Genomic DNA, 23,551 nt, shown 5'->3' with positions numbered 1-23,551 from the left:
TATGACCCTCCTCTCCGCACCAGTTGAAGCCGCCCCGATGAGGCGGCTGCGACTGTCTGACCTTCGCCGTCTGGCGAGCCGGCATCCGCTCGTTCTTGCAGGCGGCGGCCTGCTGTCGGTGTTGATCATTCTGGCGCTCGCTGCCCCGCTTTACGCCGGAGATCCGGTGAACATGGATCCATTCAAACGCCTCCAGCCGCCTTCCGCCGAAATGTGGTTCGGGAGCGACCATCTGGGCCGGAATGTGTTTGCGCGAACCATTTTCGGTGCCCGCATCTCCCTCCTAGTCGGGCTGCTATCGGCTGCAAGCGCGGCCGTGGTCGGGCTCCTGATCGGTGTCATCGCAGGTTACAGCCGCAGCTTCGACAATATCGTCATGCGGGTCATGGATGGCCTGATGTCGATCCCGACGATTCTACTGGCAATTGCGCTCATTTCTCTGACAGGCCCCGGCATCGCCATCCTCATCGTCGCCATCGCGATCCCCGAGACACCAGGCGTCGCGCGGCTGGTTCGCTCGGTGGTTCTGGGCGTTCGCGAGCGTCCCTATGTGGAGGCCGCGCTCTGCGGAGGTGCGCGCCTGCCGAAGGTGCTGTGGCGACATATCCTGCCGAGTACCATTCCGGCGCTGATGGTCCAGGGCGCTACTGTCTGCGCTAGCGCGATCATGACAGAGGCGGGGCTGAGTTTCCTCGGCGTGGGCGTGCCGCCCGACATTCCGAGCTGGGGTAACATCATTGCCAGTTCGCGCCTGTATCTCGCCATCGCACCGTTGACGATCTTCGCCCCCGGTATCTGCCTTGCCGTCACAGTGCTTGCCGTCAACCTGCTCGGCGACGGTTTGCGCGACATGTTCGATCCCCGCGCGAAGCGGAGACGCTGACATGCTGATGCGAGGATCTGCAGAGGACGACGTACTTCTCGACGTTCGAGACCTTGAGACACACTTTTACGACGAAGACAGCGTCACCCGCGCCCTGGGCGGCATCAGCTTCCAGGTCAAGAAGGGCGAAACGCTTGGGGTCGTCGGCGAGTCCGGATGCGGGAAAAGCGTCACCGCTCTCTCGATCCTTCGCCTGCTGCCGAAGCTGTCCGCCAGGACTGTCGGTGGCGAGGTCCGCTTCCACGGACGCGACCTGCTTGAGCTGTCCGATCGGGAGATGAGGAAGATCCGCGGCGACCAGATCGCCATGATCTTCCAGGAGCCGATGACGAGCCTGAACCCGGTCTATACCGTCGGCCACCAAATCGCCGAGGCGGTACAGATCCACACCAAGGCCTCCCGGTCCGTTGCAACGGCAAAAGCCGAGGAGATGCTGCGTCTCGTCCGCATCTCGGACCCCGAGCGCCGCGTCAACAACTATCCGCATGAAATGTCGGGCGGCATGCGCCAGCGCGCCATAATCGCCATGGCTCTCGCCTGCTCGCCGGAATTATTGATCGCCGACGAGCCGACGACCGCGCTTGACGTCACAATCCAGGCGCAGATCCTGCGGCTCATCGTCGATCTGAAAGAGCGCATGGGAACGGCCGTGATGTTCATCACGCATGACCTTGGCGTTGTAGCCGAGACATGCCAACGCGTCATTGTCATGTATGCCGGCCGGATCGTTGAACAAGCGAACGTGATAGATCTGTTTGCGCGTCCCGCGCACCCCTACACCCAGGGCCTGATGCGATCGGTGCCTGATCCGCGGCGAGGCCGTCAGCGCCGCCTTCCGGAAATCCCCGGCATCGTGCCAAACCTGCGCGAGCCTATTGTCGGCTGCAGCTTTGCGCCTCGCTGCCCGTTCGCCATAGAGATCTGCCGCGAGAAGACACCAGCTCTGCGTCATGTCAGGCCGGATCACGCGGCAGCTTGCTGGCGCGCTGAAGAGGTGATGGGCGCATGAACAATCCTTTGCTGAAAGTCGAGCATCTGACCAAGCATTATCCGCTCGGCTCAGGCATTTTGAAGAAAAACGTCCCGGTGATCCGGGCGGTGGAGGATGTATCCTTTTCCGTCGAGGCGGGTGAGACGCTCTGCATCGTCGGTGAATCCGGTTGTGGCAAGTCCACCGTCGCGCGGCTCCTCATGCGGCTCATGCAACCGACAGCTGGCCGCGTGTTGATCGACGGAACCGACATTGCCGGTCTCAAGAAAGACGCGCTTCACGCTTGGCGCCGTCAGATGCAGATGATCTTCCAGGATCCTTACTCGTCGCTCAATCCACGCCTTACCGCTGGAGAGATTATTAGAGAGCCTATCGAGAACTTTGAGCGTCTCAGCCGGAAGCAGCGTCAGGCACTCGCGGCGGACCTTCTCCGAAAAGTCGGAATGTCGCCGGAGATGATGCACAGGCTCCCGTCCGAATTGTCGGGCGGTCAGCGCCAGCGTCTAGGCATTGCACGCGCCCTATCGCTCAACCCCTCTCTCATCATCGCCGACGAAGCGGTGTCCGCCCTTGACGTCTCCGTACAGGCGCAGATCCTGAATCTGCTTCTGGATCTCCAGCAGCAGATGGGCATCGCCTTCGTCTTCATCTCGCACGATCTTGGCGTCGTGGAGCACATAGCGCATCGCGTTGCCGTGATGTACCTGGGCCGGATCGTGGAGCTCGCCCCGAGCGAGGCGCTCTTCGGGAAACCGGTCCATCCCTATACCGAGGCACTGATTGCGGCAGCTCCGGTGCCGGATCCCACGCGCGTTCGGCTTGGGGCTCCGGTTGAGGGCGAAGTGCCGAGCCCCATCAATCCGCCAACTGGGTGCGCGTTCCACCCGCGCTGCCCGCTCGCTGTCGAGCGTTGCCGCATCGACGTGCCGCCTTTGGTTCCACTGGCGGACGGACGCGTCGTGGCATGTCATGTGCGCGCCCCCGCTGCAGATGCCTGGAAGCACTCGAAGGTAAATGCCGGCGATCGACGCGCTCCGGTCATCTAGATACATGCCTCTGTCGTGAAATAAAGAGGCTGGACGCAAAACGGAACAATATTAGAGCATAGTAAAAGTGAGAAGTTTATGGAAAAAGATCCGCGCGCAAATGGTGTCCACGATCCTATTAAGGACGATGGGTTTGACGAGGTCGGATCCATTGCGACGAACGTTGGTGATGGATTTACAATGGCGGCCGTCGGCGACCTTCTTTACGGGCGACCTGTCAAGAAAGGCTATTATCCGGGCCTCGATGAAGTCCTAAAGGTCTTTGACGGCAACGACGTGGTTTTCGGGAATCTGGAGACCAACATCTTGGACGTTCAATCCAAGGGATGTCCTCAGGCAGAGTATGGGGGAGCCTATTTGGTCAGTGTTCCAGAAGTGGGGCCTGACCTGAAAGCGATGGGATTCAATATCGTCAGCCGCGCGAATAATCATACGATTGACTGGGGGGTTGAGGGTCTGCGGGAGACAAGTCGCGCCCTAGATGACAACCAAATTGTTCATGCCGGCGCCGGCGAAAATCTGGCTCAAGCCGGCGCCGCTCGGTATCTGGAAACTCCGCGTGGCAGAGTGGCGTTGATTTCCTTTGCCGCCACCTTCGAGCCGATGGCTCGTGCGTGCGAGCCTGCCGGCGAGGCCCCGGGCAGACCTGGGCTTAACCCCCTCCGTTTGGCGAAAAGCATCGTCGTCTCGCCTGAAATGCTTAAAAACTTAAAGGCGGTGCGAGAGGCCCTTCCTTGGTATTCTCCCCCCCCAACGATGCTTCGCGTGTCGTTATTCCATGGCCATTTGGGGAGATAGTGTTCAAAGCCGGGGAAAAGCCAGGTTACAGCTTCGAACTAAATGCGCGAGATCTAGCCAACATTTTGCGCAACGTGCGTCAGGGAAAGCAGTTCAGCGATTTCTGCATTGCCACCAACCATGGCCACGAGCCGGGGGAGTTTAGCCGCGAACCGGCTGATTATGAACAGTCATTTGCGCGCAAACTGATCGACGCCGGAGCAGATGTATATATTAATCACGGACCGCACCATGTCAGGGGCATTGAGATCTACAAAGGCCGGCCCATCTTCTATGCCTTGGGTAATTTCTTGAATCAGGACCTGAGGTCTCCCGTCGGGGCCGACATGTTCGAAACACACGGCAAAGATCCTCGGCTTCATACCGATGCAGAGGTAAGTGCTCATGAAATGGCTATAGGATATCCGTCGGCAGAAGGATTCCTACCCCTTCGCGACGCAGAATTCTACGAGAGCGTCATCAGCGTAAGCCGATTTGAAGAAAACCAGTTGGCTGAGATACGGCTCCATCCGATTGAACTCCGTCGCCGTGCCAGATTTGCCAACCGCGGAGTTCCCCGTTTGGCTCCGGCAGCGCAAGGGTATGCCATTCTGGAGAGAGTTCAGGAGCTCTCGGAGGCGCTTGGCACGAGAGTTGAGATTGACGATGGCATTGGAATCATTCGCGTGCGGACGAGCTCAGCATAACAATTCGGAGATGGGCGACTGGCCGCCTCGCTCGAATAGTCGTCTTGCGGATGACAACTCCGGCCATGTGCTTTCGCGCAGTCATTCACACGAAGTCAAAGAGGGCCGTGACAGCATCATTGCATGGTTTGATGCCCACGTGACTGGAAGGCGGCCAAGCCCTTCACACCTTCAAGATCATCAACAAATAGGGATGAAGAGCAATGTCCACGCAGTTGATTGGATCGCGGCCGGCGTCGCGTCGGTAATCCGCAATCGAGCTCGCCGAAGAAGCGACCTTTCCGTCCCGCTCGGCATCCGCAACGCATCCATCCGGTGAAGCTTCCGGTTACTCACATCGTCGGCGATCTACGGAGATCCCACAGGCAATGTCGTGCAAGCGGGTCATGCGGTCATGCGGCGCCAGACGACCATGTTACCGGGAGGCGGATCATGTTTGCGGGCGAGATAGCCGCCAAGCATGGCGATTTGCAGCAGGTAGGAGCACGTTGGGGGCGCGGTCTCGTTCGGGTGCGTCGATCTGGTCGGCGCAGAGGTTTAACTCGGCCATCTCATCTCCTGTTCTTCAAGATTGCGCTTCAACAGCCGCAATCCTTCAAAACAGTAGCCTCATCCGCAAACCTACACACCAAAATGCAGCAGCCGCTTCGTTCAATCTGAGGACGAGGCACACCTCCCGAACGACGGTTCGGAAACATCGTTACTCGCCTGCGTAGGTGCGGAGAAGAGCCGCGGACTATCCCTTTTCGCAAACGTTCGGAAATGGTGTGATCGACCAATCGATTAAATCTGAAGCACGCTGAAGTATGGTCTCGGTCTTAGCGGGGCAAGGTGATGCGGCGATGACGTGTCCGATGCAGTCTCGGTAATCGCCTTTCCTGATGATCGGCGTCTTGGATTCAATGTAGAATTTGACCTCGGCGACACCTAGTACAGTAGCCGCCAGACTCTCGCCACCGAAGTACTCGAGCGTGCCATCACGATCAGCAACCAGCCACCACGCGACCGCAGTCTGCGAATTGCTTCTGCGTAAATTCCATTCGTCACCGATCACAAGCTTGATGTGCTCGGTGACGAGATCGACACCATAAGCTAGCTGAACCAGTTCAGGAGCGGGCGAACCCGCAAGACGCGGATTGACTTCAATGACGACTGGGCCACGCTTCGTCCACCGGAGTTCAATGTTCGTCGGCCCCCAGCCAAGGCCGAGAGCTCGCAAACAGCTCAGTGAAACATCGGTGATACGATTATAATCTTCATCGGTCATCACGGCCGGATAGGTGAGATCACGATAGACGAAATGGGGGGGGCTGCAGAAGTCAAGGACGCCAATCCCAATGACCTCAGTTCCCATTATTTCAATGCTATAATGCGGGCCTTGTGCGAATTCTTCTACCAGTATTCTCGGGGAAGAACGCCATATTTTCCCGCCTAACAGATAGGTCGTATGATCGGCCAACTCATCGACATTGCGGCACAAACGGACACCGATGCTGCCGCTCCCTGCAGGTGGCTTAAGAATTACCGGCAGGCCGATCTCCGTGGCAAAGCTTTCCACCTCCGTTGCATTTGCTGCCACGCGATAAGCAGGTACCGGAACGCCGGCCTCCGCGAGAACCTGATGCTGAACGAATTTGTCGCAGCATCGTTCAATCGATGCGGGGGTGGGTCCCGGTAGATCGAAGTGCTGGCAGAGCTTGCCGACTGTCGCAGGGACTGACTCGTCGTCGCCCGCAAAGCCAGTAATGCCAGTAATGTCATACGCAGCACGCAGCCGGGAACATTCGCGGATCAGCGCATCGAGATTGCTTGTATCAACACGAATAGCCTCAATGCTGTCCGCCGCAAGATATCCGTACTGAGCCGGATCAGCCGCTAGCGTAATTGGATGAAGGCCAAGACGCTGAGCCGCTTGGACGTGGAGCGGACCATTACCCCTATGACCTTCAACCAAGATGAGCGCTTTTCTTGCCATGGGCTTTTGACTCCGACATTGCTTGCTGTGCGGCGGCTCGAGCGTAGTCCGCGCTGATCTCAGACCTTGCGGTGAAGTACCACTGTCAGCGCTTGGCGATCGCAAAGATACTGTAAAATTAGTTGAAAGACCTGTTGCAACATTTTGGGGCCGGGCTGTGTGGCACGCAGCCTCTCGACGAATTTCGGAGGGCTGCGATGTTCAACGAACGCCAGTTTGACCGGTCAGTGATCCCGCTTTGTGTGCGCTAGGCCGTGTGGACATCTACCGCAACCACAGGACGATAGCCGCGAGAGTGACAACGGCGCGGTAGTTGCGGGCGGTTTTCTCGAAGCGGGTTGCGACCCGGCGGAACTGCTTGAGCTTGGAGAAGCAACATTCGACGAGATGCCGCTGGGCATATCGGCGTTTCCGACTGAGGATCAGGTCGATGCAGATCTCATCAATGCCGGCAAGCAGACGGTGACCGCACTACGCATTCGGCCTTCTTTGACTCGGCGCAGAGCTTCGCAATGATCCGCGGCGGCAGGATCCGCCATGGCGATTCTCGGCGCGATGGAGGTTGCCGAGAACGGCGATCTGGCAAATTGGATGATCTCAGGCAAGCTGGTCAAAGGCATGGGCGGGGCGATGGACCTGGTCGCTGGGTTCAAGCGGGTGGTGGTGGTCATGGATCACACCGGCAAGCCCGGGGAGTCCAAGGTGCTGAAGGCTGCACCCTGCCGCTGACTGGTAAGCGCGTGGTCGATCGGATCATCACCAACCTTGGCGTGCTCGACGTCGTTGAGGGCGGGCTCAAGGTGGTGGAACTGGCAGAAGGTGTTACCGACAGTGAACTCCGCAATGCCACCGAAGCAACGATCGTCAATTGAGGCTTGGCGCCAGCCGGAGCCAAGGCTCAGTTCGAAAATAGAGGAAGCCATCATGAGCAATTCCATCGTTGTTGCCAGTGCCGTACGCACGGCCGTCGGGTCCTTCAACGGTACCTTCGCCGCCACGCCGGCGCATGAGCTCGGTGCCGTCGTCATCAAGGAATTGCTGTCGCGTGGCGGTGTCGAACCCGCCGAGGTCGACGAGGTCATCCTTGGTCAGGTGCTGACCGCGGCGCAGGGTCAGAACCCGGCCCGCCAGGCATTGATCAATGCCGGCTTGCCCAAGGAAACCACCGCCTGCGGCCTCAATCAGGTTTGCGGCTCGGGCCTGCGCGCCATTGCGCTCGGCATGCAGCAGATCGCCACCGGCGATGCCAAGGTGATCGTCGCCGGCGGGCAGGAATCGATGTCGCTTTCGACGCATGCCCAGCACCTGCGCGCCGCCGTCAAGATGGGCGACTTCTGTGGGATGCCTTCAATGGCTATCACATAGGCAACACGGCGGAAAACGTAGCGCGCCAGTTCCAGATCACCCGTGACGATCAGGACCAGTTCGCGGTCGCCTCGCACAACAAGGCCGAGGCGGCCGGCAAGTTCAAGGACGAGATCGTCGCCGTCACCATCAAGGGCAAGAAGGGCGACACCATTGTCGACCAGGACGAGTACATCCCCCACGGCGCCACGATCGACGCCATGACCAAGCTGAAGCCGGCTTTCGACAAGGACGGCACGGTGACCGCCGCCAACGCCTCCGGCATCAACGACGGCGCCGCCGGCGCATTGCTGATGAGCGAAGCGGAAGCCGTCAGGCGCGGCATCACCCCCGTTGGCGCGTATCGTTGTCCTGGGCCACCGCCGGCGTCGATCCCCAGATCATGGGCACCGGACCCATTCCCGCTTCGCGCAAGGCCCTGGCCAGGGCCGGCTGGTCGATCGGCGATCTCGATCTTGTCGAGGCCAACGAGGCCTTTGCCGCCCAGGCCTGCGCCGTCAACAAGGACATGGGCTGGGATACCTCGATCGTCAACGTCAATGGCGGCGACATCGCCATCGGCCATCCGATCGGTGCTTCGGGTGCCCGCATCTTCAACACGCTGGTCTTCGAAATGCGCCGGCGCGGCGCCAAGAAGGGTCTCGCTACGCTGTGCATCGGCGGCGGCATGGGTTCGCCCTGTGCATCGAAGCGATGAACTGACCAATAGCGAACCGGGAGCAGCGCATAGACAAGAATGGGGTCGGCGCGACGGGACATCAAAGCGGCAATCGAGGCGCGCTCAAATGCTGCGGATGTGGGAACTCTTGCAACCTCTGAGGCCAAATGTGCGCCCTCCGTTGTCCCGAAGGTCTAAGTTCGAGATAGCTGATGGATGTCGCCGGCGTCGCCCTCTGGTCGGCGATGTTATCGATGGGATCTCGGGGTAGACAGAACGCATTTTTTGGAGGTCGGGACACAGCTGGAACCACGAGCTGAGGGAAGCATCAGCAGAATCGCCTTCACTTCCTTGACCAAAGCTTGCCGCCGGTTGCCCAGTTGTTCGGCTCGTACTCATCAAAGACCACGTGGATCTGCTCCGGCTTCAAGTTCATCTTGTCACAGAACAGCTTGGTGATCTCCGTTGCCAAATATGCTTTTTTGTCGTCGTCTGATTTGAACGTTTCAATGTGAATAACCGGCATGATTTGCTCCTTCCGAGGGTACGTTAGTGGCAGCTGGCGAGGCTCGCCTTTGCACGTCTCTTGCAAAATTCCGCGATAGGGGCCGGAACTTGCCTCATCGGTGTCCAACTCCTGTCCAGAACCAGAGAGGTCCGAGCCACGAGATAACGCGCTCAGCAGCCAGTCTTCAAATGAGTATTGCTGGGCCCCCGATAACCGTGGGTTATGAACGTTCCCAGACTTCTCGTTCTTTGCAGAGATCCATTGTCCGGTGACGTACCCGGCGGTTATCTGAGCCGCAATCAGCTCTGCCATGAGTCCAACCAGTTGGTGAGAATCAACCGGCTTCTCAAAGTACCTGATACCTTTGAGTTCATCAGGAATTGGGGAGCTTTTGAAACCCAGCACAAATATGCATGGTATTCGCCGCCGTCGTAGGTGTTCGGCCGCTACGAAAGTGGCCCTGCCTTGATCGTTCACGCTCAGCACTGCCCCGTCGATCAACTTTGAGGAGGTGATGAAGTCGAGAGCGTCTTCGATCGTATCGACCGGTCGAATGATCTTGGCACCGGCTGTTGCGAAGGATTTCGTTAAATCACAAGCGAACGTATGGTCCTCCCCTGCAATGAATATGTTACGATTCTGGAGGTGAGGAACTCGCACGGGCTGACTCCTTACATCGGCGGATCAACTGGTTGCCGCGCCAAGTGTTATCCAAGTGTGAACCCATTCCCCAATGGATCGTCTGGATCCACGACGAACTCGCTAAATCCGGTTAGAAAAGGTCGACAACTGATTTCGGGTATCACGGCAGGCAGCGGACCTACCGTTGTTTCCTCAAGAATGCGGGCATCGAAAAAGGTCCGGATGGAGCTTTCGTGTCTAAAACGCTCTTGAACTCCAAGCCTGCCCTTTGCGTGCTCCACAGCCATGCGCGCGCAAGTGCCAGTGCCACAGGGTGATCTGTCCGCTTGGGCTTGGCCCAGTATCACGATGTTACGGGAATCCGTGGCGCTACTCGATGCCGGAGCCGTCAGCATAGCAAGGTCTATCCCGTTAATATGGGGCTGCTCGGGATGCTGGAAACGGTATTGCTGCCTTGCTGCCTGGCGCAACGCCACGCCTGCCTTGATCAAGTCGGTCGTATGCTCCGGGTCTATGGACTGGAAGCCTAGATCTGCCGCCTCAGCGATCACAAAAATATTGCCGCCATAGCCGAAGTCGACGCGGACTCTGCCGTACTGCGGAATATCGACGTACTGATTCAGCGCGAAAGCAAAAGATGCGACGTCGATGAGGGAAACCGCTTCCACATCCCCCGCGTCGTTGGTCGAAACCGTTCCAACCACCAGCCCGGCAGGCGTATCTAATCGGACTTCCGTCTTCAAGCCGGTTCGTGGAACCTGCCCAGTCTCCACCAGCATCGCGCATAGACCAAGCGATGCATGTCCGCACATGTTGTAAAACTGGCCGCCGTCCATGTAGACGACACCGACATGTGAAGTCGGATTGACGGGGGGTACGATCACACCGCCGAACATGTCGCGGTGCCCCCGGGGCTCGTTCATCGTCACCCGGCGGATCCAGTCAAAGTCGTTAATCAGATTGCCCATTTGTTCGGCCATCGTCGAACCCGGTATCCTCGGGAAACCCGAAACTACAAATCGGCTTGGCTCACCAGCTGTATGTGAATCGACAATTGATAATCTGTGGCTGAATTTCATGGCTTTTCGCTCTTGCTGGTGTCGGCATCCGGCCAAACATTTGCCGATGTGCACGGTGAACGCGATGAAACGGCGTCGTTGGAGGCTGCCTTCAACGGGGCTACCGACCGATCGTACGACGCTTTGACTGACCACCGTAGAATGGTCGCGACACATCCGTTGTATATTTTGCACGACCCATCCACGCCTTTTTTGTCAATGGCCAAGCACGCGGATGGTTTGGGAGGCCCCCGGCGAGAGTCAACTTTCGTCAGTTGAGATCACTTGCGCCGGCTTCCCTTTCACGCCTGCATGCCGACACTCAGATAGGGTCACTGCTTCGGCACGAAGCCGGTTAAGTTCGATAACATTTAGGCCTGCTGCGCATAACTTTTTATCCGGTTGTTTTAGTGTTTGTACGCCTCTAGCGTTCCTCAAAGCTGCGCATCAGAGCCAGTTTCGACAGCTGGGTCAGCAAAGTTTGCTCCCGTCTTTCCGGAGATAGGATGGGCATGCAGCCGGCGGCATACAGGTCGAACTCAAAAGATCAGTGTTGTCGATGTCTTTGTGACACGAGGGAGAAAGAAGTGCTGGATAAAGTCGACTACAAGACGCAGGCCAAATCACTCGGATTGCCGACCAAGATGATCGTTGATGGGGTGCAGACGCCTGCTCTATCCGGTAAAACGTTTGAAACTCGAAACCCTGCGACGGGCCAGGTCTTGGCTAAGCTTCCGGCAGGGTCGGCGGCCGATGTGGACAAAGCCGTTGTCGTTGCCCGGCAGGCGCTTGACGATGGTCGGTGGTCGAAGCTTGCACCCGCAAATCGCAAAAAGGTTCTCCTCAGACTTGCGTCCCTCATTGAGGAGAATACGTCCGAACTGGCACTTATGGAGAGCCTCGATAGCGGGAAGACGATTGGCGACTGCATCAGCATCGACGTGCCCGAGGCGGTAAACAGCCTCAGGTGGCACGCGGAGGCAATCGACAAGATCTATGATGAGGTGGCGCCAGCGAACGACGCATCTCTTGGCCTTATCGTTCGCGAGCCGATCGGCGTGGTCGGTATCGTGCTCCCCTGGAACTTCCCGCTTTTGACCTTGGCTTGGAAGATCGGCCCAGCACTCGCAGCGGGGTGTACCATCGTTGTTAAGCCTGCCGAAGAGACGTCGCTCACAACGTTGCGAGTGGCCGAACTTGCGCTCGATGCTGGGGTCCCGCCCGGTGTTTTCAACGTTGTGACAGGTGATGGGCCCGACGTCGGCGAACCAATCGGCCGCCATCCGGGGATCGATGCGATTTCCTTTACGGGCTCCACCGACACTGGCCGACGTTTTCTGAAGTACTCCTCTGAGAGCAACCTGAAGGAAGTCGTGCTTGAATTGGGTGGCAAGAACCCGTGCATCGTCATGGATGACGCCACCGATCTCGATGCTGTGGCCGCCCATATCGCCAACGGCGCGTTCTGGAACATGGGCCAGAACTGCTCGGCGATCTCTCGCCTGTTTGTCCATGAGGACGTCAAGGATCGTCTGCTCGAGAGGTTGGTCGAAGTCAGCAAGACCTGGATTGTGGGAGACCCGCTGGACTCGGACACCCGCATCGGACCGCTTGTCTCGACGACCCATTTCGAGAAGGTCAGCAGCTATCTCGACCACGACGGCAAAGTGATCATCGGCGGGAAAGCGTTAAACGGGACGACAATCGAGCCCACAATCATCGAATTCCAGCGCCACGAAGGCAGGCACGTCAAGGAAGAGATTTTCGGGCCGATCCTCTCAGTGATTGCGGTGAAATCTCTTGCCGAGGCAGTCTCGCTGGCGAACGAGACCGACTACGGCCTGGCGGCGTCCGTATTCGCTGGCGACGGCACTCGCGCGCTCAGGGCTGCGCGTGCAATCAAAGCAGGAACCGTGACCGTCAACTGCTACGGAGAAGGTGACGCCGCCACTCCATTCGGCGGTTACAAGCAATCCGGCTTCGGCGGCCGTGACAAATCCCTGCATGCACACGACCAATATTGCCAGATTAAAACCCTGTGGGTTGACCTGGGCAGCTCACACGGAGGTTTCTGAATGTCATCGTTCGCTTTCCAGGGTCTAAATCTGGCAATCACCACGCCATTCGACGCTAGCGGGCGCATCGATTTCAATCGCCTAGAGGAGCACGTGGAGCGGTATCTGGCCGCAGGCATAGACGGCTTCGTGTTCAGCTCCGGCACCGGTATGCATGTTTACCTGTCGCCGGACGAGTCGAAGGCGCTGATCGAACGCGGTGCGCGCATTGTTGCCGGACGGGCAAAAGTAATCGCCCAGACCTCAGCGCTGCTCACCTCCGATGTGGTCGACAGAACAAAGTTCGCTAAGGATTCTGGCGCCGACGGTGCCATGCTCCTGCCGCCGTTCTTCGAAGGCCCTTCGAATGACGACAGCGTGTTCGACTTCTATGCCGAAGTGGCCAAGGTCGGTCTGCCCATCATTGGATACAACGTGCCCCAGGCAGTCGGTATACGCATAACCCCCGACCTGCTTCGCAGGCTCTGCGAACTTCCTGAGTTCCGTGCGATCAAGGATAGCAGTGGAGACTTGGCTGGACAGGTCAAGCTGATCGGGACTGGCCTGGAAATCCTTAATGGTGCCGATCCGCTCGTGCCATTCTCCCTATTTGCCGGTTGTTCGGGACTGATTTGGGGGGGCGCGAACGTTACTCCCCGTGCGTGCGTGGCAATCGTCAAGGCCGCGAAGGAAAAACGGTGGGATGATGTGCGGGCCCAGTGGCGCGCTCTGGAGCCCATTATGTCGCTGCTCTGGCAGGGCGACTACGGCGGCTATGTCCCCAGCGCCTACGCGGCGGCCGAGATTACAGGTTATGGCAGCGGTCCTGTGAGAAAGCCTTTCAGGCCCGTGCCCGCGGAACGAATTGCGGCGCTTAGGGAGGCGCTTGGCCCATTGGTCAAGCAAGAATCCGTACGATGATCAAAAAGACGTTCCATGCGCGCCGCCTTCCCAACCACGGCGCGCAATCCGGCTGGACGGCACTGCTTCCTCCCAGGACCCCACAGCCCGCGCTTGATGCTAACATCAATTCGGATGTTGTTATCATCGGCGCGGGCTTTGCGGGCCTGGCAGCCGCTGTCAGGTTGGCAGATCTTGATCCGAAACTGTCGGTTGTTGTGATAGATGCCGATGTCGTCGGAAACGGTGCCAGCGGCCGCAATTCCGGGTTCCTCATTGATTTGCCCCACGACATTGCCTCTGGCAATTTCGGTGTGGATGCCGCCGCAAAAAACCGCAGCGAGATCTTGGTCGCTCGCACCGCTATCCAGCACTACGCCCGCATGGCGCAGGAGCATGGTTGGGATAAGGACATCTTCGATCCGAGTGGAAAATACAGTGTGGCCATGACCGAGGCCGGCACAGAGCATCTTGCGTTGTACTCGTCCCAGCTCCAGTCAATGGGTGAATCTCACAAGTTACTCGATGTGGCGGAGATCGAGGACCTTACCGGAACGCGATCGTTCAGATCGGGGCTCTTCACTCCTGGCGCTGTGATGGTTCAGCCCGCCGCCATGGTGAGGGCAATTGCGGATTTGTTTCAAGAGCCCGTCAGGCTGTTCGAGCAGACGCCGGCCCTATCCATCGAGACCTCATCAACCGGCTGCACGGTAAAGACTCCTAAGGGCAGGGTCAGTGCCGCCGGTGTGGTCCTGGCAACCAACGGCCATGCGGAGAGCTTCGGGTTCGGATCGGGTGAACTCCTCCACGTATTTACATACGCCTCGCTGACTGAGCCATTTATGCCGTCCACGCTTGGCGGATCCCGGAAATGGGGCGCCACGCCGGCGGCACCTATGGGCACGACGATCCGGCGTATAAATGAAGCCGATGGCGACCGACTGCTCATACGCTCGCGCTACACCTACAACCCCAATATCGAAGCTAGCCCAGGTTCGATGAAGCGAGCGGGTGCCCTTCACGATCGCAAATTCGCGGACCGCTTTCCCGACCACCGCCACTTGAAAATGCAGTATCGTTGGGCAGGCGCGATGGCGCTCACCCGGAACTCGGTGCCTTTGTTCGGCCAACTAGAGGAAGGGATCTATGCCGCATGTGCATGCAACGGCATAGGTGGGACCAAGGCCACATCTGCAGGCATTGCGATCGCCGAGCTTCTGGTCGGCCATCGGTCCCCGCTCGGCGAAATATTCAGCGCGTTCGACAAGCCCCAGACTTTGCCGCCGCGGCCGTTGACGGACGTGGGCGCGCGATTGAACCTAGCTTACAGAGAATGGCATGCCGGACGCGAATAGCCTGACTTTTGCCACCGGCTTTCGGTCTGACGGGAGTTCATGCCTTGACTGCCAAGGCCCGTGGCGCGGGTTGCGTTGGCTGCCCCGCCCGTCGGCGCACGCCACGCTCTTATCGAATGAAATCCGCCGCCGCCTTGACGACCGCATATTCGGACATGGGCGCACCGAAGGGCCGCGATTTACTTTTTATCCGGGCCGGGATAACCATTAGTCATGTCGAAGGATTATCGACGGCTGCCGTTGAGTGCGCTGCGTGCATTTGAAGCTGCGGCACGCCACTTGAGTTTTACGAAGGCTGCCAACGAGCTCTCTGTCACTCAAGCAGCCGTGAGCCGCCATATCTTGACCCTTGAGGACCACCTCGACACCCAGCTTTTCAACCGAGGAAACCAGAAGGTCTCACTATCCCCGGCGGGGGAGGAGTTGTTTGAAGCAACGACCCTCAGCCTCGCCCACATCGCCACGGCTTTTGATAGTGTGCGGAGAGGGAAGAAGGCGCGCCGGTTGACTGTCGGGATGCCGATGTCGTTCGCCACCATGTTCATGAGCCGCAGGATCGGCGATTTTATCATGAGCAATCCGAATATTGATTTGCACCTGGTCTCCCTCGAACGTAGCCCCGTGCCGGCGACCGACGGTTTTGATCTGTCCGTGGTAATGGGCCACCTGCCGCGGCCGGGGTTCACGGCAACCGAACTTTTCGCGGAGGAAGTTTTCCCGATTTGCGGTAAATCATATGTCCCGCACTCGCCGAGCATTGTGAAGCCCAGTGATCTGGTCAACGAGGTGCTGCTCGATATGGATGACCAACATTGGTCCGTATACCCTTGGTCACCCTTCAATTGGGCGGGCTGGCTCGAGCAGTTCGGGGTGTCGGCCGATTTCAAGCGTGCGATTACGTTCAATAATTATCCAACTATGATCCAGTCAGTCATCAGAGGCTACGGGATCGGGTTGGGGTGGCGTCACGTGGTAAGCGACTACCTCAATGAAGGCGCCTTGATACGACCGTTGCCGGAAAGCTATCTGACGGGTCGAAAGCACCATCTTGTTATCCCGGATGCCGCGCTTGGGCGCGAAGACGTCCAGATTTTCCGCGACTGGCTTATGACACAGGCGGTAGGGCTGAGTCCGGCGGTGCCGGTAACCACCGAGCAGGGCCGAGCAACCTTGGCAGGCAGCGATGAGAGCCACCTCTTGGAGCCGACTTCGCGAGATAACTTCTAATATTGTTAGTGCAGTGGACTAGGCGAGCGTCCTGTTTGTGACCGACACGAGCCCCTGCTTCATTTCCGGCCAAGTGTCGGTGATCGCATATCCTGCAGGGTAGGGGTCATCTGCTTCAAGGATGTAGGAGCATTTTGCGGTGATCCATGCACGGCCGCTGACAGCCGGGATAATCGCGTTGTAGGGGCCCACCGCCGTAGTAGCGACTATCTCTCCAATAAATGTGGAGTCGATCAGCGATTTATGAGTGAACTGCTCAGCCACTTGGATTTCGCCCTTCGCATGCATCACAGCCAGGCGAGCAGAGGTGCCTGTGCCGCGGGGACACCGGTCTATGCGTCCCGGCGATACGACCACGGCATTCTTCGATTCTACCCCCCGTTCCGAACGCTGCACCGGGGTCACGAACATCGTTTGTGTAATGCCGGGAAGCTCGGGGTTCAGCGGATGGGGTCACCGGTATCTGCGCGGCAGCAGCTGCCTTGATTTCCTGGCCCAGGTCACTGAGCCGGCGCCCCTCCGACGCAACGAGGTCGAAACCGAACTGCTGGGCACCAACAATAGCGTAGGTCATGCCTCCATAGCCGACGTCGACAATCAAATCGCCAAAACCTGGAAGTTGGATGGTCTTGTTCAGGCAGTAAGCGAATGCGGGTTGGTTGATGAACCGCACAGCACCGACTTTCCCATCGGAGGTATCGCACTCGATCCCGATGAGCCCTGCAGGAGCCTCCAGCTTAAAGCGGGTAATCGGGCCTGTGATCGGAACCATGCCGGTCTTCAGCATTGTGGTCGCCACACTGATCGTGTTGCCGCCCGACATCTCCGGGTATTCTTCCGCCTCGGCGATAATGTATGCAGCTGCCGCTTCGGGGTTTTCTGTGGGCACGATGAAATTGATGGATTGGATCATGCTGCCGCGGGGTTCGCGCAGGAAAAACAGACGGATGTCGTCATGGTGGTCTCGAAAAAACTTCATTTTTCAAATGCCGTCCCCTCGGGCAATTCAGGTAGTCCGGAGACGACCACTTTCTCCACGCGGAGCGCCGTTTCGACGGTCATTCCGCCGTTCGCATCGGCTATAAAATACTCGCCGGGTTTTTTGTCTGCAAGTGAAGCCGCAATCCGAGCCGCGTCTTCACCAGGCTCGCCTCCGACTTTAATCGAATGGCAGATATACCCGATCGCCCGGTACTCCTCGACACGCCTCCGCATGTCGTCGGGTTCGCCCATGTAGATTGATGATACGACCGGCATTCTGAAGTCTGTGCGTCCCCCAATAGCTCGCAAACCGGCAGGTCGACCGATTTGCCGAACAGATCCCAGCATGCGACGTCGAGCGCGGTCTTCGCATGCTCGTGACCAATGAGGGCTGCGTCCATCGCATCGTTGATGCGGTCAACGCGTATAGGGTCCAAGCCTATCAGGCTTGGCGCGATCTCGGCGATTCCAGATCGAACACCCAATGCATGAGCTGCTGCGTAGTTCGCGCCGAATGGAGTGCTTTCACCCCACCCTTCAAGCCCGTTATGCGTGGTCATGCGCACGATCGTTGCATCGAATGTGCGGTATTCGCGGCCTCTCGACAATTGATAAACGCCACCGGAGTAGGGCAAGTCGACCTGAAAGACTTCAATTTTTGCAATCTTCAGTTCCAGCATCTTATTTCTTTTCAATCCGGTATGACCAGGACGAGCTTTCCGATGATGGTCTTCGACAAAAATTCTTTCTGGGCTGTGGCGATGTCCTTTAAGGGGTAGGTTTTCCCAACGAGCGGACGGATTTGGCCCTTTTCGATGTAGGACACGAGGTTTCTGAAAACGACGTCGTCCTGGAATGTGCAGCCAAAAAAAGTGAGATCTTTGAGATACAAAGTACGTACATCGAGCTCGACGATGGGACCTGCTATCGCTCCACCGACCGCGTACCGTCCACCCTTCGTCAAGACATCGAGGAGGTCGGCAAAAGCGGGCCCTGAGGCTACGTCGACGACAACGTCAACGGTTTCTCTTCCAAGGTGTTTGACGAGGCTTTCACCGCGGGGAACCACCCGGTCGGCGCCTAGCTGTCGCATTGCATCGGCCTTCACCGAGCCTGCAACTGCAGTTACGAAGGCTCCTCGCCTTTTCGCCAGCTGCACTGCCGCGGATCCGCCCCCCCCAGATGCCGGTGATGACGACATGTTCGCCCGGCCTCACCCCGGCGCGATGGAGGAGGTTCTCGGCCGTCGAATAGGAGCATGATATCGAAGCAAGCTCAACGTCGCTCCAATCACAGTCGACCTTATGGGCCTTACATGAAGGCGCTTTCATGTACTGCGCGAAAGCCCCGTCGCACTCCGAGCCAAACACCCAGCTCTCCATCGGCCGGTAGTTGACATAAAAGCGGAGGGTATTCGAATTGATGACGCGCTCGCCGATGCGGCTGGGGTCTACGTCCTTCCCGACGCGTACGATGTGACCGCAACAGTCGGCCCCCTGGATACGTGGAAAGGACATGGGCACACCCGTCCAGGTCGCGTCTGCGTCCTGAGACTGCGTGGCACCCTCGTCAGTGCTACTTTTCACGCTTTTCGAATACCAGCCGATGCGCGTGTTTATGTCTGTATTGTTGTACCTGCAGCAGCAACACGGATGAGGACTTCCGCCGGGCCAAGCTTCGGAACGGGGATGTCATTGCGATATTCAAGCTTTTCGAAGCCACCATGCCCGACAAGCAGGACCCCGGTCATCACTTCGGGAATTTCGGCGGCGGAACCTCTTAAGAAATTGACAGGTTCGCGGCTCATCCGACAATATCCCTTCGTGAATTACATACTCGCGCACGATGACGCCGACGCTAGCGAGACAGCCCAAACAAAACAACCGGATGAAAAGTTATGAACGGCAAGAATAAATGTTATGAGGCCGGAAGGTCTTGTTCCAAAGCTTGATTGCGGCTGCGGACCCAGTCGCTGGTAATCAGCGGCGAACGTCTATCACATTCATTAGAGCCGCATAACTTTATCTAGCGGCGCGCATAACTTTATCTTACCTTGTTTTAAGGTGGGTGAGTCGCTACCGTTTCCGAGAACAGGGGCGGACTCTGACGCCGCGCTGGATCTCCGCAGGAGCCTCTCAGCCGTCTGCGCCTCGACGCAACTAAGCGATGCTGTCCGTGTCGGCGCCGCCTGTTACACTCTCTGGGGAGGTTCACATGGGTTTTTTCAGCAGAAATGGCGACCGTCTGCCCAAACTTTTCGGCAGTCTGGCATCAGACGTCAAGCGGGGCGGAATGGACAGGCGGGAATTCCTGGCACTCGCTTCCATCTTCGGCGCCTCAACGGCCGTTGCATACTCTATGCTGGGTGCGGTTCCGTCGGCTCATGCCGAAGAGGCTGCGACCAAAGGGGGAACTTTGCGGGTCGCCATGATCGTCTATGGCGCGAAGGACCCGCGGACGGTCGACGTTTCGGAGTTGGCCAATATTTACCGGCAGTTCCTGGAACCATTGGTCAAGTACACTACCGAATACACCTTTGAACCGCGGCTGCTCGAGAGTTGGGACATAAGTGAAGACGCGAAGGAGTACGTGTTGCACCTGCGCAAAGGTGTGAAGTGGAACAATGGCGACGATTTCACCGCCGATGACGTAGTTTTTAACTTCAAACGCTGGTGCGAGAGAGACGCGGCTGGCAACTCGATGGCCGCGCGATTGAGTTCACTCATCGACGAGAAAACAGGCAAGGCGCAGGATGGGGCCATTACAAAAGTCGACGACCACACCGTAAAACTCAAGCTCTCGAAACCCGACATCACCATAATTCCTGGGATAGCGGACTATCCCGCTCTCGTCGTTCACCGCGACTTCGAGAAAAATGGGTCTGACCTCATTGCACATCCGGTCGGTACGGGCCCGTTTGAGTTGGTGTCCTGGGATGTGGGCCAAAGGGCCGTTCTCAAGCGTCGCACAAACGGACTATGGTGGGGCGGTGAAGCATACCTGGACGAAGTCCAATTCATTGACTACGGCTCCGATGCAACGGTTGTCCCAAGCGCTTTTGAGTCTGGCGAGATCGACGCCAACTACCAGACCTACGCTAGTAGTATCGGGGTCTATGACAAACTCGGTCTAGTGGTATCTGAGGCGAAGACTGCGACAACGTTGTTGTGCCGTACACAGGTCACAAACAAGCCTTATGACGATCAGCGCGTCCGAAATGCGCTACAATTGGCGGTCGACAATGCCTCAATCCTCCAGATTGCGAATGATGGCCGGGGCACGGTTGCCGCTAACTATCATGTAGCGCCCATACATCCCGAGTATTATCCCGTTGCCGAAAAGAAGCGGGACGTTGAGGCAGCGAAGCGGCTGATGGCCGAGGCTGGTCAGATGGACTTCGAGCACAATATTATTAGCCCAGACACGGATTGGCTTAAGGACGCCGGCGACGCGATAGCGGCGCAGTTCCGCGAGGCAGGCTTTAAGGTTAAGCGGGCGGTTTTGCCCAGCAGCACCTTCTACAACGACTGGCTCAAATATCCACTTTCGATCACAAACTGGAACCACCGGCCACTTGGGGTACAGAACCTGGTTCTGGCCTATCGAAGTGGTGTCGCATGGAATGAAACAGGATGGTCAAACCCGAAGTTCGACGAGAAACTGGACGCGGCATTGTCGGTGCCGGATCCGGCCAAGCGGAAAGCGCTGATGCAGGACATTGAAACGCTCCTGCAGGATTCAGGCATTATCATTCAGCCCTATTGGCTCTCGGTGTTTCATCATTCCACGAAGCAGGTTAGGGGCTTTCCGATGCACCCGACGTTCGAAATCGACCTCGGCAAGGTCTGGCTCGCCCCAGCCTGAAGCCCTGGTCGACTGATGCGCCTGTCCGCGACCGACGTTTATGAGGGTTCTGCCGGCCGGGATGATGTGTATCCCGGCTGCGGTCTCGCTTTTCTCCTCATTATGAAGCGAACCCTTGCGTCGGTGTTAGCGGGCGCAGTGCCGGCGCGAGAATGGACCGTGCGCCTCCAATGTGGGCAGGCGCCCAGCCCCCATCGGATAACATTTAGGCTTGCGGGACATAACTTTTTATCCGGTTGTTTTGTGATGGCGGCGCCGGTAGCGTTTCAGAAACGTTACGATGGGATATCCTAATCCGTGAGCTGAGTGCCTAGTCTCAAGGAAAACAGGTCAGTTACGGCTAAGCACAACGCGGCATAGATCTCCACCATGTGGCGGCATTATCCGCCAGACGACTGTTAGCCTTGGCAGAGGCCGGAGACGTATTTGGTCAAGACTGTAGCCCGGGCGACGATCATTTTGGCATGGGGCCGTGGAGTCATTGACCAAAATCCTGGTTGAAAGGAAATTTGGTGAAGCCTGAAGACGTTTTAGATCCTTTCAAAAGCTGGCACGTCCCGTTTGATCAATGGGTCGCCAATGGCTTGGGTTGGGTTGTCGAGCAATACCGGCCGTTTTTTCAGAGCTTGAAATGGCCGATCGACCAGCTTCTCAGGACATTTGACGGCGCACTCAAAGGAATCCCTCCCGTCATAACAATCCTTTGTTTTGGATTGATCGCTTGGCAAATTGCCGGGTGGCGGCTGGCGCTTCAGATCGTCGGTCTATTGGTAGTCATCGGGCTCCTTGGCATTTGGGGTGAGACGATGACAACGCTGTCTCTCGTTTTCACCGCAGTTCTGTTCTGCACGATCGTAGGCATTCCCCTAGGCGTCCTGGCTGCGCGCAGCGAGCGCGCTGCCGCTATCTGCCGGCCAATCCTCGACACAATGCAGACGATCCCGTCATTCGTCTATCTCGTTCCCGTGGTGATGTTGTTCGGCATCGGCAATGTGCCAGGCGTTATTGTGACGATCATCTTTGCCCTGCCGCCCGTGATCCGACTGACTACGCTAGGCATTCAGCAGGTCTCTGAAGAGGTTGTGGAGGCTATGCGAGCCTTTGGGGCCTCAGACAGCCAGCTTCTTTTCAAGGCTCAAATTCCGCTCGCCCTTCCGAGCATATTGGCGGGTGTGAACCAGACGCTGATGATGTCGCTCTCGATGGTTGTTGTTGCCTCCATGATCGCAGTGGGGGGCTTGGCCAGATGGTTCTCCGCGGCATCGGCCGCCTGGACATCGGCTTGGCCGCAACAGCGGGAATAGGAATTGTCCTTCTCGCGATCATCCTGGACCGCCTGACCCAATCCGCGATGTCCAAGAGCAGGCAGTTCGCCCACGTTGCCTGGTACCAGCGGGGCCCAGCTGCGCTCGTCACAAGTGTCGTCAAAACCTTCCAACGTTCTCGGGCGACTGGTGGAGGATCGGAAGGTGGCCGGCAACGAGTGTCCACTTAACAACAATGGGAGCTAATATGAGTGAACGGCGTGAAATGAGATGGTGCTTTCGGCGGCTTGCCGCCGCTGTGGCAGTGCTTGGCACCCTAGCGGTGTATCCTGGATATGCAGTGGCCGAAGACCTCCCGGGCACTGGCGTCACCGTGAGGCCATTGTACGATGGCATCGCAGAAGAATTGTTCGAAGCCTATGTGGTGAAGCTGGGCCTTGAGGATATGGGGTATACCGTAGACGAGCCTTCTCAAACCCAGGTTGCTGTCGCCCATATAGCTGTGGCCAACGGCGACGCGGACTACTACACGCCGCACTGGTACCCCTTGCATATCGCCTTCGCCGAGAAGGCCGGGGGCGACGCGAAGGCTCATCGGGTGGGCACGCTCGCCAAGAACTCAATCCAGGGTTACTCGATCGATAAGGCGACGGCCGACAAGTATGGCATCAAGACGATCGACCAGTTGAAGGACCCGAAGATCGCCAAGCTTTTCGACATAGATGGCGACGGCAAAGCGGACCTTTACGGCTGTGAGCCTGGCTGGGGCTGCGAACGTATCATCGAGCATCAGCTTGATGCGTATGGGCTTCGGGCTACCGTGACCCATAATCAGGGCGAATACTTCGCATTGATTGCAGACGTCATTCAGCGCGTGCAGGCGGGCAAACCTGTTTTGTACTACGGTTGGACCCCCACCTGGGTCAACGGCATCCTTCGCCACGGCCAAAACGTTTTATGGCTGACCGTCCCTTTCACGTCTTTGCCCGATGAACAGTCCGGCGCCGTGACGACAGTTCCCGGCACTGGGAACCTCGGGTTCTCGGTCAACACCCATCATGTGTTTGCGAACAACGGCTTCCTCGAGAAAAACCCTGTCGCTAACAAATGGTTCGAGCAAGTCGAGATCCCGATCCAGGACATCGATGACGAGAACCTTCTCATTCACAAGGGTGAGAAATCCAACGAGGATATTCGTCGTCATGCCGAGGACTGGAAGAAGGCGCACCTCGACCAGTGGAACAGCTGGATCGCCCAGGCAAAGGCGGCGAAGTAATCGCTGGATGCGATAGGCG

The 23,551-nt window shown here is 57.8% G+C and carries 15 protein-coding genes and 6 pseudogenes; 13 read left to right on the top strand and 8 right to left on the bottom strand.

All coding sequences use genetic code 11. The features are described 5' to 3' along the window. The first annotated feature begins 1 nt into the window (after position 1). The 4 genes and pseudogenes from NL532_RS30295 (at position 2) to NL532_RS32470 (ending at position 4,404) form a co-directional block, all read left to right on the top strand. Positions 2-883, top strand: a complete 882-nt coding sequence (locus NL532_RS30295; protein ID WP_023829703.1) for an ABC transporter permease — start codon at positions 2-4, stop codon at positions 881-883. Between the two features lies 1 nt (position 884). Next, positions 885-1,892 carry an ABC transporter ATP-binding protein gene (locus NL532_RS30290; protein WP_023829702.1) on the top strand — a complete coding sequence of 336 codons (1,008 nt, stop codon included), beginning with the start codon at positions 885-887 and terminating at the stop codon, positions 1,890-1,892. After that, the gene (locus tag NL532_RS30285) at positions 1,889-2,920 is read left to right on the top strand and encodes an ABC transporter ATP-binding protein (RefSeq protein ID WP_023829701.1); all 1,032 of its coding nucleotides are present in this window, start codon (positions 1,889-1,891) and stop codon (positions 2,918-2,920) included. The genes NL532_RS30290 and NL532_RS30285 overlap by 4 nt, the downstream gene beginning before the upstream one ends. A 78-nt stretch (positions 2,921-2,998) precedes the next feature. Continuing rightward, positions 2,999-4,404: pseudogene (locus NL532_RS32470) on the top strand (CapA family protein). A gap of 736 nt (positions 4,405-5,140) precedes the next feature. On the opposite strand, the gene NL532_RS30275 reads toward NL532_RS32470, so the two are convergent. Both NL532_RS30275 and NL532_RS30270 read right to left on the bottom strand, forming a co-directional pair. Beyond that, the gene (locus NL532_RS30275) at positions 5,141-6,379 is read right to left on the bottom strand and encodes an ATP-grasp domain-containing protein (protein ID WP_023829699.1); all 1,239 of its coding nucleotides are present in this window, start codon (positions 6,377-6,379) and stop codon (positions 5,141-5,143) included. A 264-nt stretch (positions 6,380-6,643) separates the two neighbouring features. Next, positions 6,644-6,790 (bottom strand): annotated as a pseudogene (locus NL532_RS30270) (IS5/IS1182 family transposase); the annotation flags it as partial. On the opposite strand from NL532_RS30270, the pseudogene NL532_RS30265 reads away from it, so the two are divergent. Together NL532_RS30265 and NL532_RS30260 are read left to right on the top strand one after the other, a co-directional pair. Next, positions 6,773-7,251: pseudogene (locus NL532_RS30265) on the top strand (CoA-transferase); the annotation flags it as partial. The pseudogenes NL532_RS30270 and NL532_RS30265 overlap by 18 nt on opposite strands. Before the next feature lie 52 nt (positions 7,252-7,303). After that, a pseudogene (locus NL532_RS30260) lies at positions 7,304-8,446 on the top strand (acetyl-CoA C-acetyltransferase). 299 nt (positions 8,447-8,745) lie between these two features. On the opposite strand, the gene NL532_RS30255 reads toward NL532_RS30260, so the two are convergent. Together NL532_RS30255 and NL532_RS30250 are read right to left on the bottom strand one after the other, a co-directional pair. Further along, complete coding sequence (locus tag NL532_RS30255) at positions 8,746-9,570, bottom strand: tautomerase family protein (RefSeq protein WP_286487849.1); 825 nt, start codon at positions 9,568-9,570, stop codon at positions 8,746-8,748. A 47-nt stretch (positions 9,571-9,617) separates the two neighbouring features. Further along, a complete protein-coding gene (locus NL532_RS30250; RefSeq protein ID WP_023697251.1) occupies positions 9,618-10,631 on the bottom strand; it encodes a proline racemase family protein in 1,014 nt (337 codons plus the stop codon). Between the two features lie 623 nt (positions 10,632-11,254). On the opposite strand from NL532_RS30250, the gene NL532_RS30245 reads away from it, so the two are divergent. From NL532_RS30245 to NL532_RS30230, 4 genes are all read left to right on the top strand, one after another. Next, a complete protein-coding gene (locus NL532_RS30245; RefSeq protein ID WP_245265580.1) occupies positions 11,255-12,685 on the top strand; it encodes an aldehyde dehydrogenase in 1,431 nt (476 codons plus the stop codon). Further along, positions 12,686-13,585 carry a dihydrodipicolinate synthase family protein gene (locus NL532_RS30240; protein WP_023697249.1) on the top strand — a complete coding sequence of 300 codons (900 nt, stop codon included), beginning with the start codon at positions 12,686-12,688 and terminating at the stop codon, positions 13,583-13,585. After that, positions 13,573-14,919, top strand: coding sequence for an NAD(P)/FAD-dependent oxidoreductase (locus NL532_RS30235; RefSeq protein ID WP_023829698.1), 1,347 nt, complete (start codon positions 13,573-13,575; stop codon positions 14,917-14,919). The genes NL532_RS30240 and NL532_RS30235 overlap by 13 nt, the downstream gene beginning before the upstream one ends. A gap of 213 nt (positions 14,920-15,132) precedes the next feature. Continuing rightward, positions 15,133-16,146: a LysR substrate-binding domain-containing protein gene (locus NL532_RS30230; protein WP_023697247.1), complete on the top strand. Its 1,014-nt coding sequence runs from the start codon at positions 15,133-15,135 to the stop codon at positions 16,144-16,146. Positions 16,147-16,164: 18 nt separating this feature from the next. Here the strand turns inward: NL532_RS30230 and NL532_RS30225 are convergent, their stop codons facing one another. The 4 genes and pseudogenes from NL532_RS30225 to NL532_RS30210 all read right to left on the bottom strand — a co-directional run bounded on the left by NL532_RS30225 (position 16,165) and on the right by NL532_RS30210 (position 18,934). Further along, on the bottom strand, positions 16,165-16,557 hold the full coding sequence (locus tag NL532_RS30225; protein ID WP_280799954.1) for a proline racemase family protein: 393 nt from the start codon (positions 16,555-16,557) through the stop codon (positions 16,165-16,167). A gap of 100 nt (positions 16,558-16,657) precedes the next feature. Continuing rightward, positions 16,658-17,125 (bottom strand): annotated as a pseudogene (locus NL532_RS30220) (proline racemase family protein); the annotation flags it as partial. A gap of 100 nt (positions 17,126-17,225) precedes the next feature. Then, positions 17,226-17,807 carry an enolase-like domain-containing protein gene (locus tag NL532_RS30215; RefSeq protein ID WP_023697246.1) on the bottom strand — a complete coding sequence of 194 codons (582 nt, stop codon included), beginning with the start codon at positions 17,805-17,807 and terminating at the stop codon, positions 17,226-17,228. 11 nt (positions 17,808-17,818) lie between these two features. After that, positions 17,819-18,934: pseudogene (locus tag NL532_RS30210) on the bottom strand (alcohol dehydrogenase family protein). Positions 18,935-19,341: 407 nt separating this feature from the next. Between NL532_RS30210 and NL532_RS30205 the strand changes: the two are divergent. From NL532_RS30205 to proX, 3 genes are all read left to right on the top strand, one after another. Then, positions 19,342-20,991 carry an ABC transporter substrate-binding protein gene (locus NL532_RS30205; RefSeq protein WP_023697245.1) on the top strand — a complete coding sequence of 550 codons (1,650 nt, stop codon included), beginning with the start codon at positions 19,342-19,344 and terminating at the stop codon, positions 20,989-20,991. 512 nt (positions 20,992-21,503) lie between these two features. Then, positions 21,504-22,295, top strand: coding sequence for an ABC transporter permease (locus tag NL532_RS30200; RefSeq protein WP_286487848.1), 792 nt, complete (start codon positions 21,504-21,506; stop codon positions 22,293-22,295). Between the two features lie 196 nt (positions 22,296-22,491). Beyond that, complete coding sequence (proX, locus tag NL532_RS30195) at positions 22,492-23,532, top strand: glycine betaine/L-proline ABC transporter substrate-binding protein ProX (protein WP_155923858.1); 1,041 nt, start codon at positions 22,492-22,494, stop codon at positions 23,530-23,532. Positions 23,533-23,551: the final 19 nt, after the last annotated feature.

This window comes from Mesorhizobium sp. C120A (genome assembly GCF_030323105.1).
Lineage (GTDB): Bacteria > Pseudomonadota > Alphaproteobacteria > Rhizobiales > Rhizobiaceae > Mesorhizobium.
Note: the sequence above shows the minus strand (reverse complement) of the source record. Positions and strands in the feature narration are given on the sequence as shown.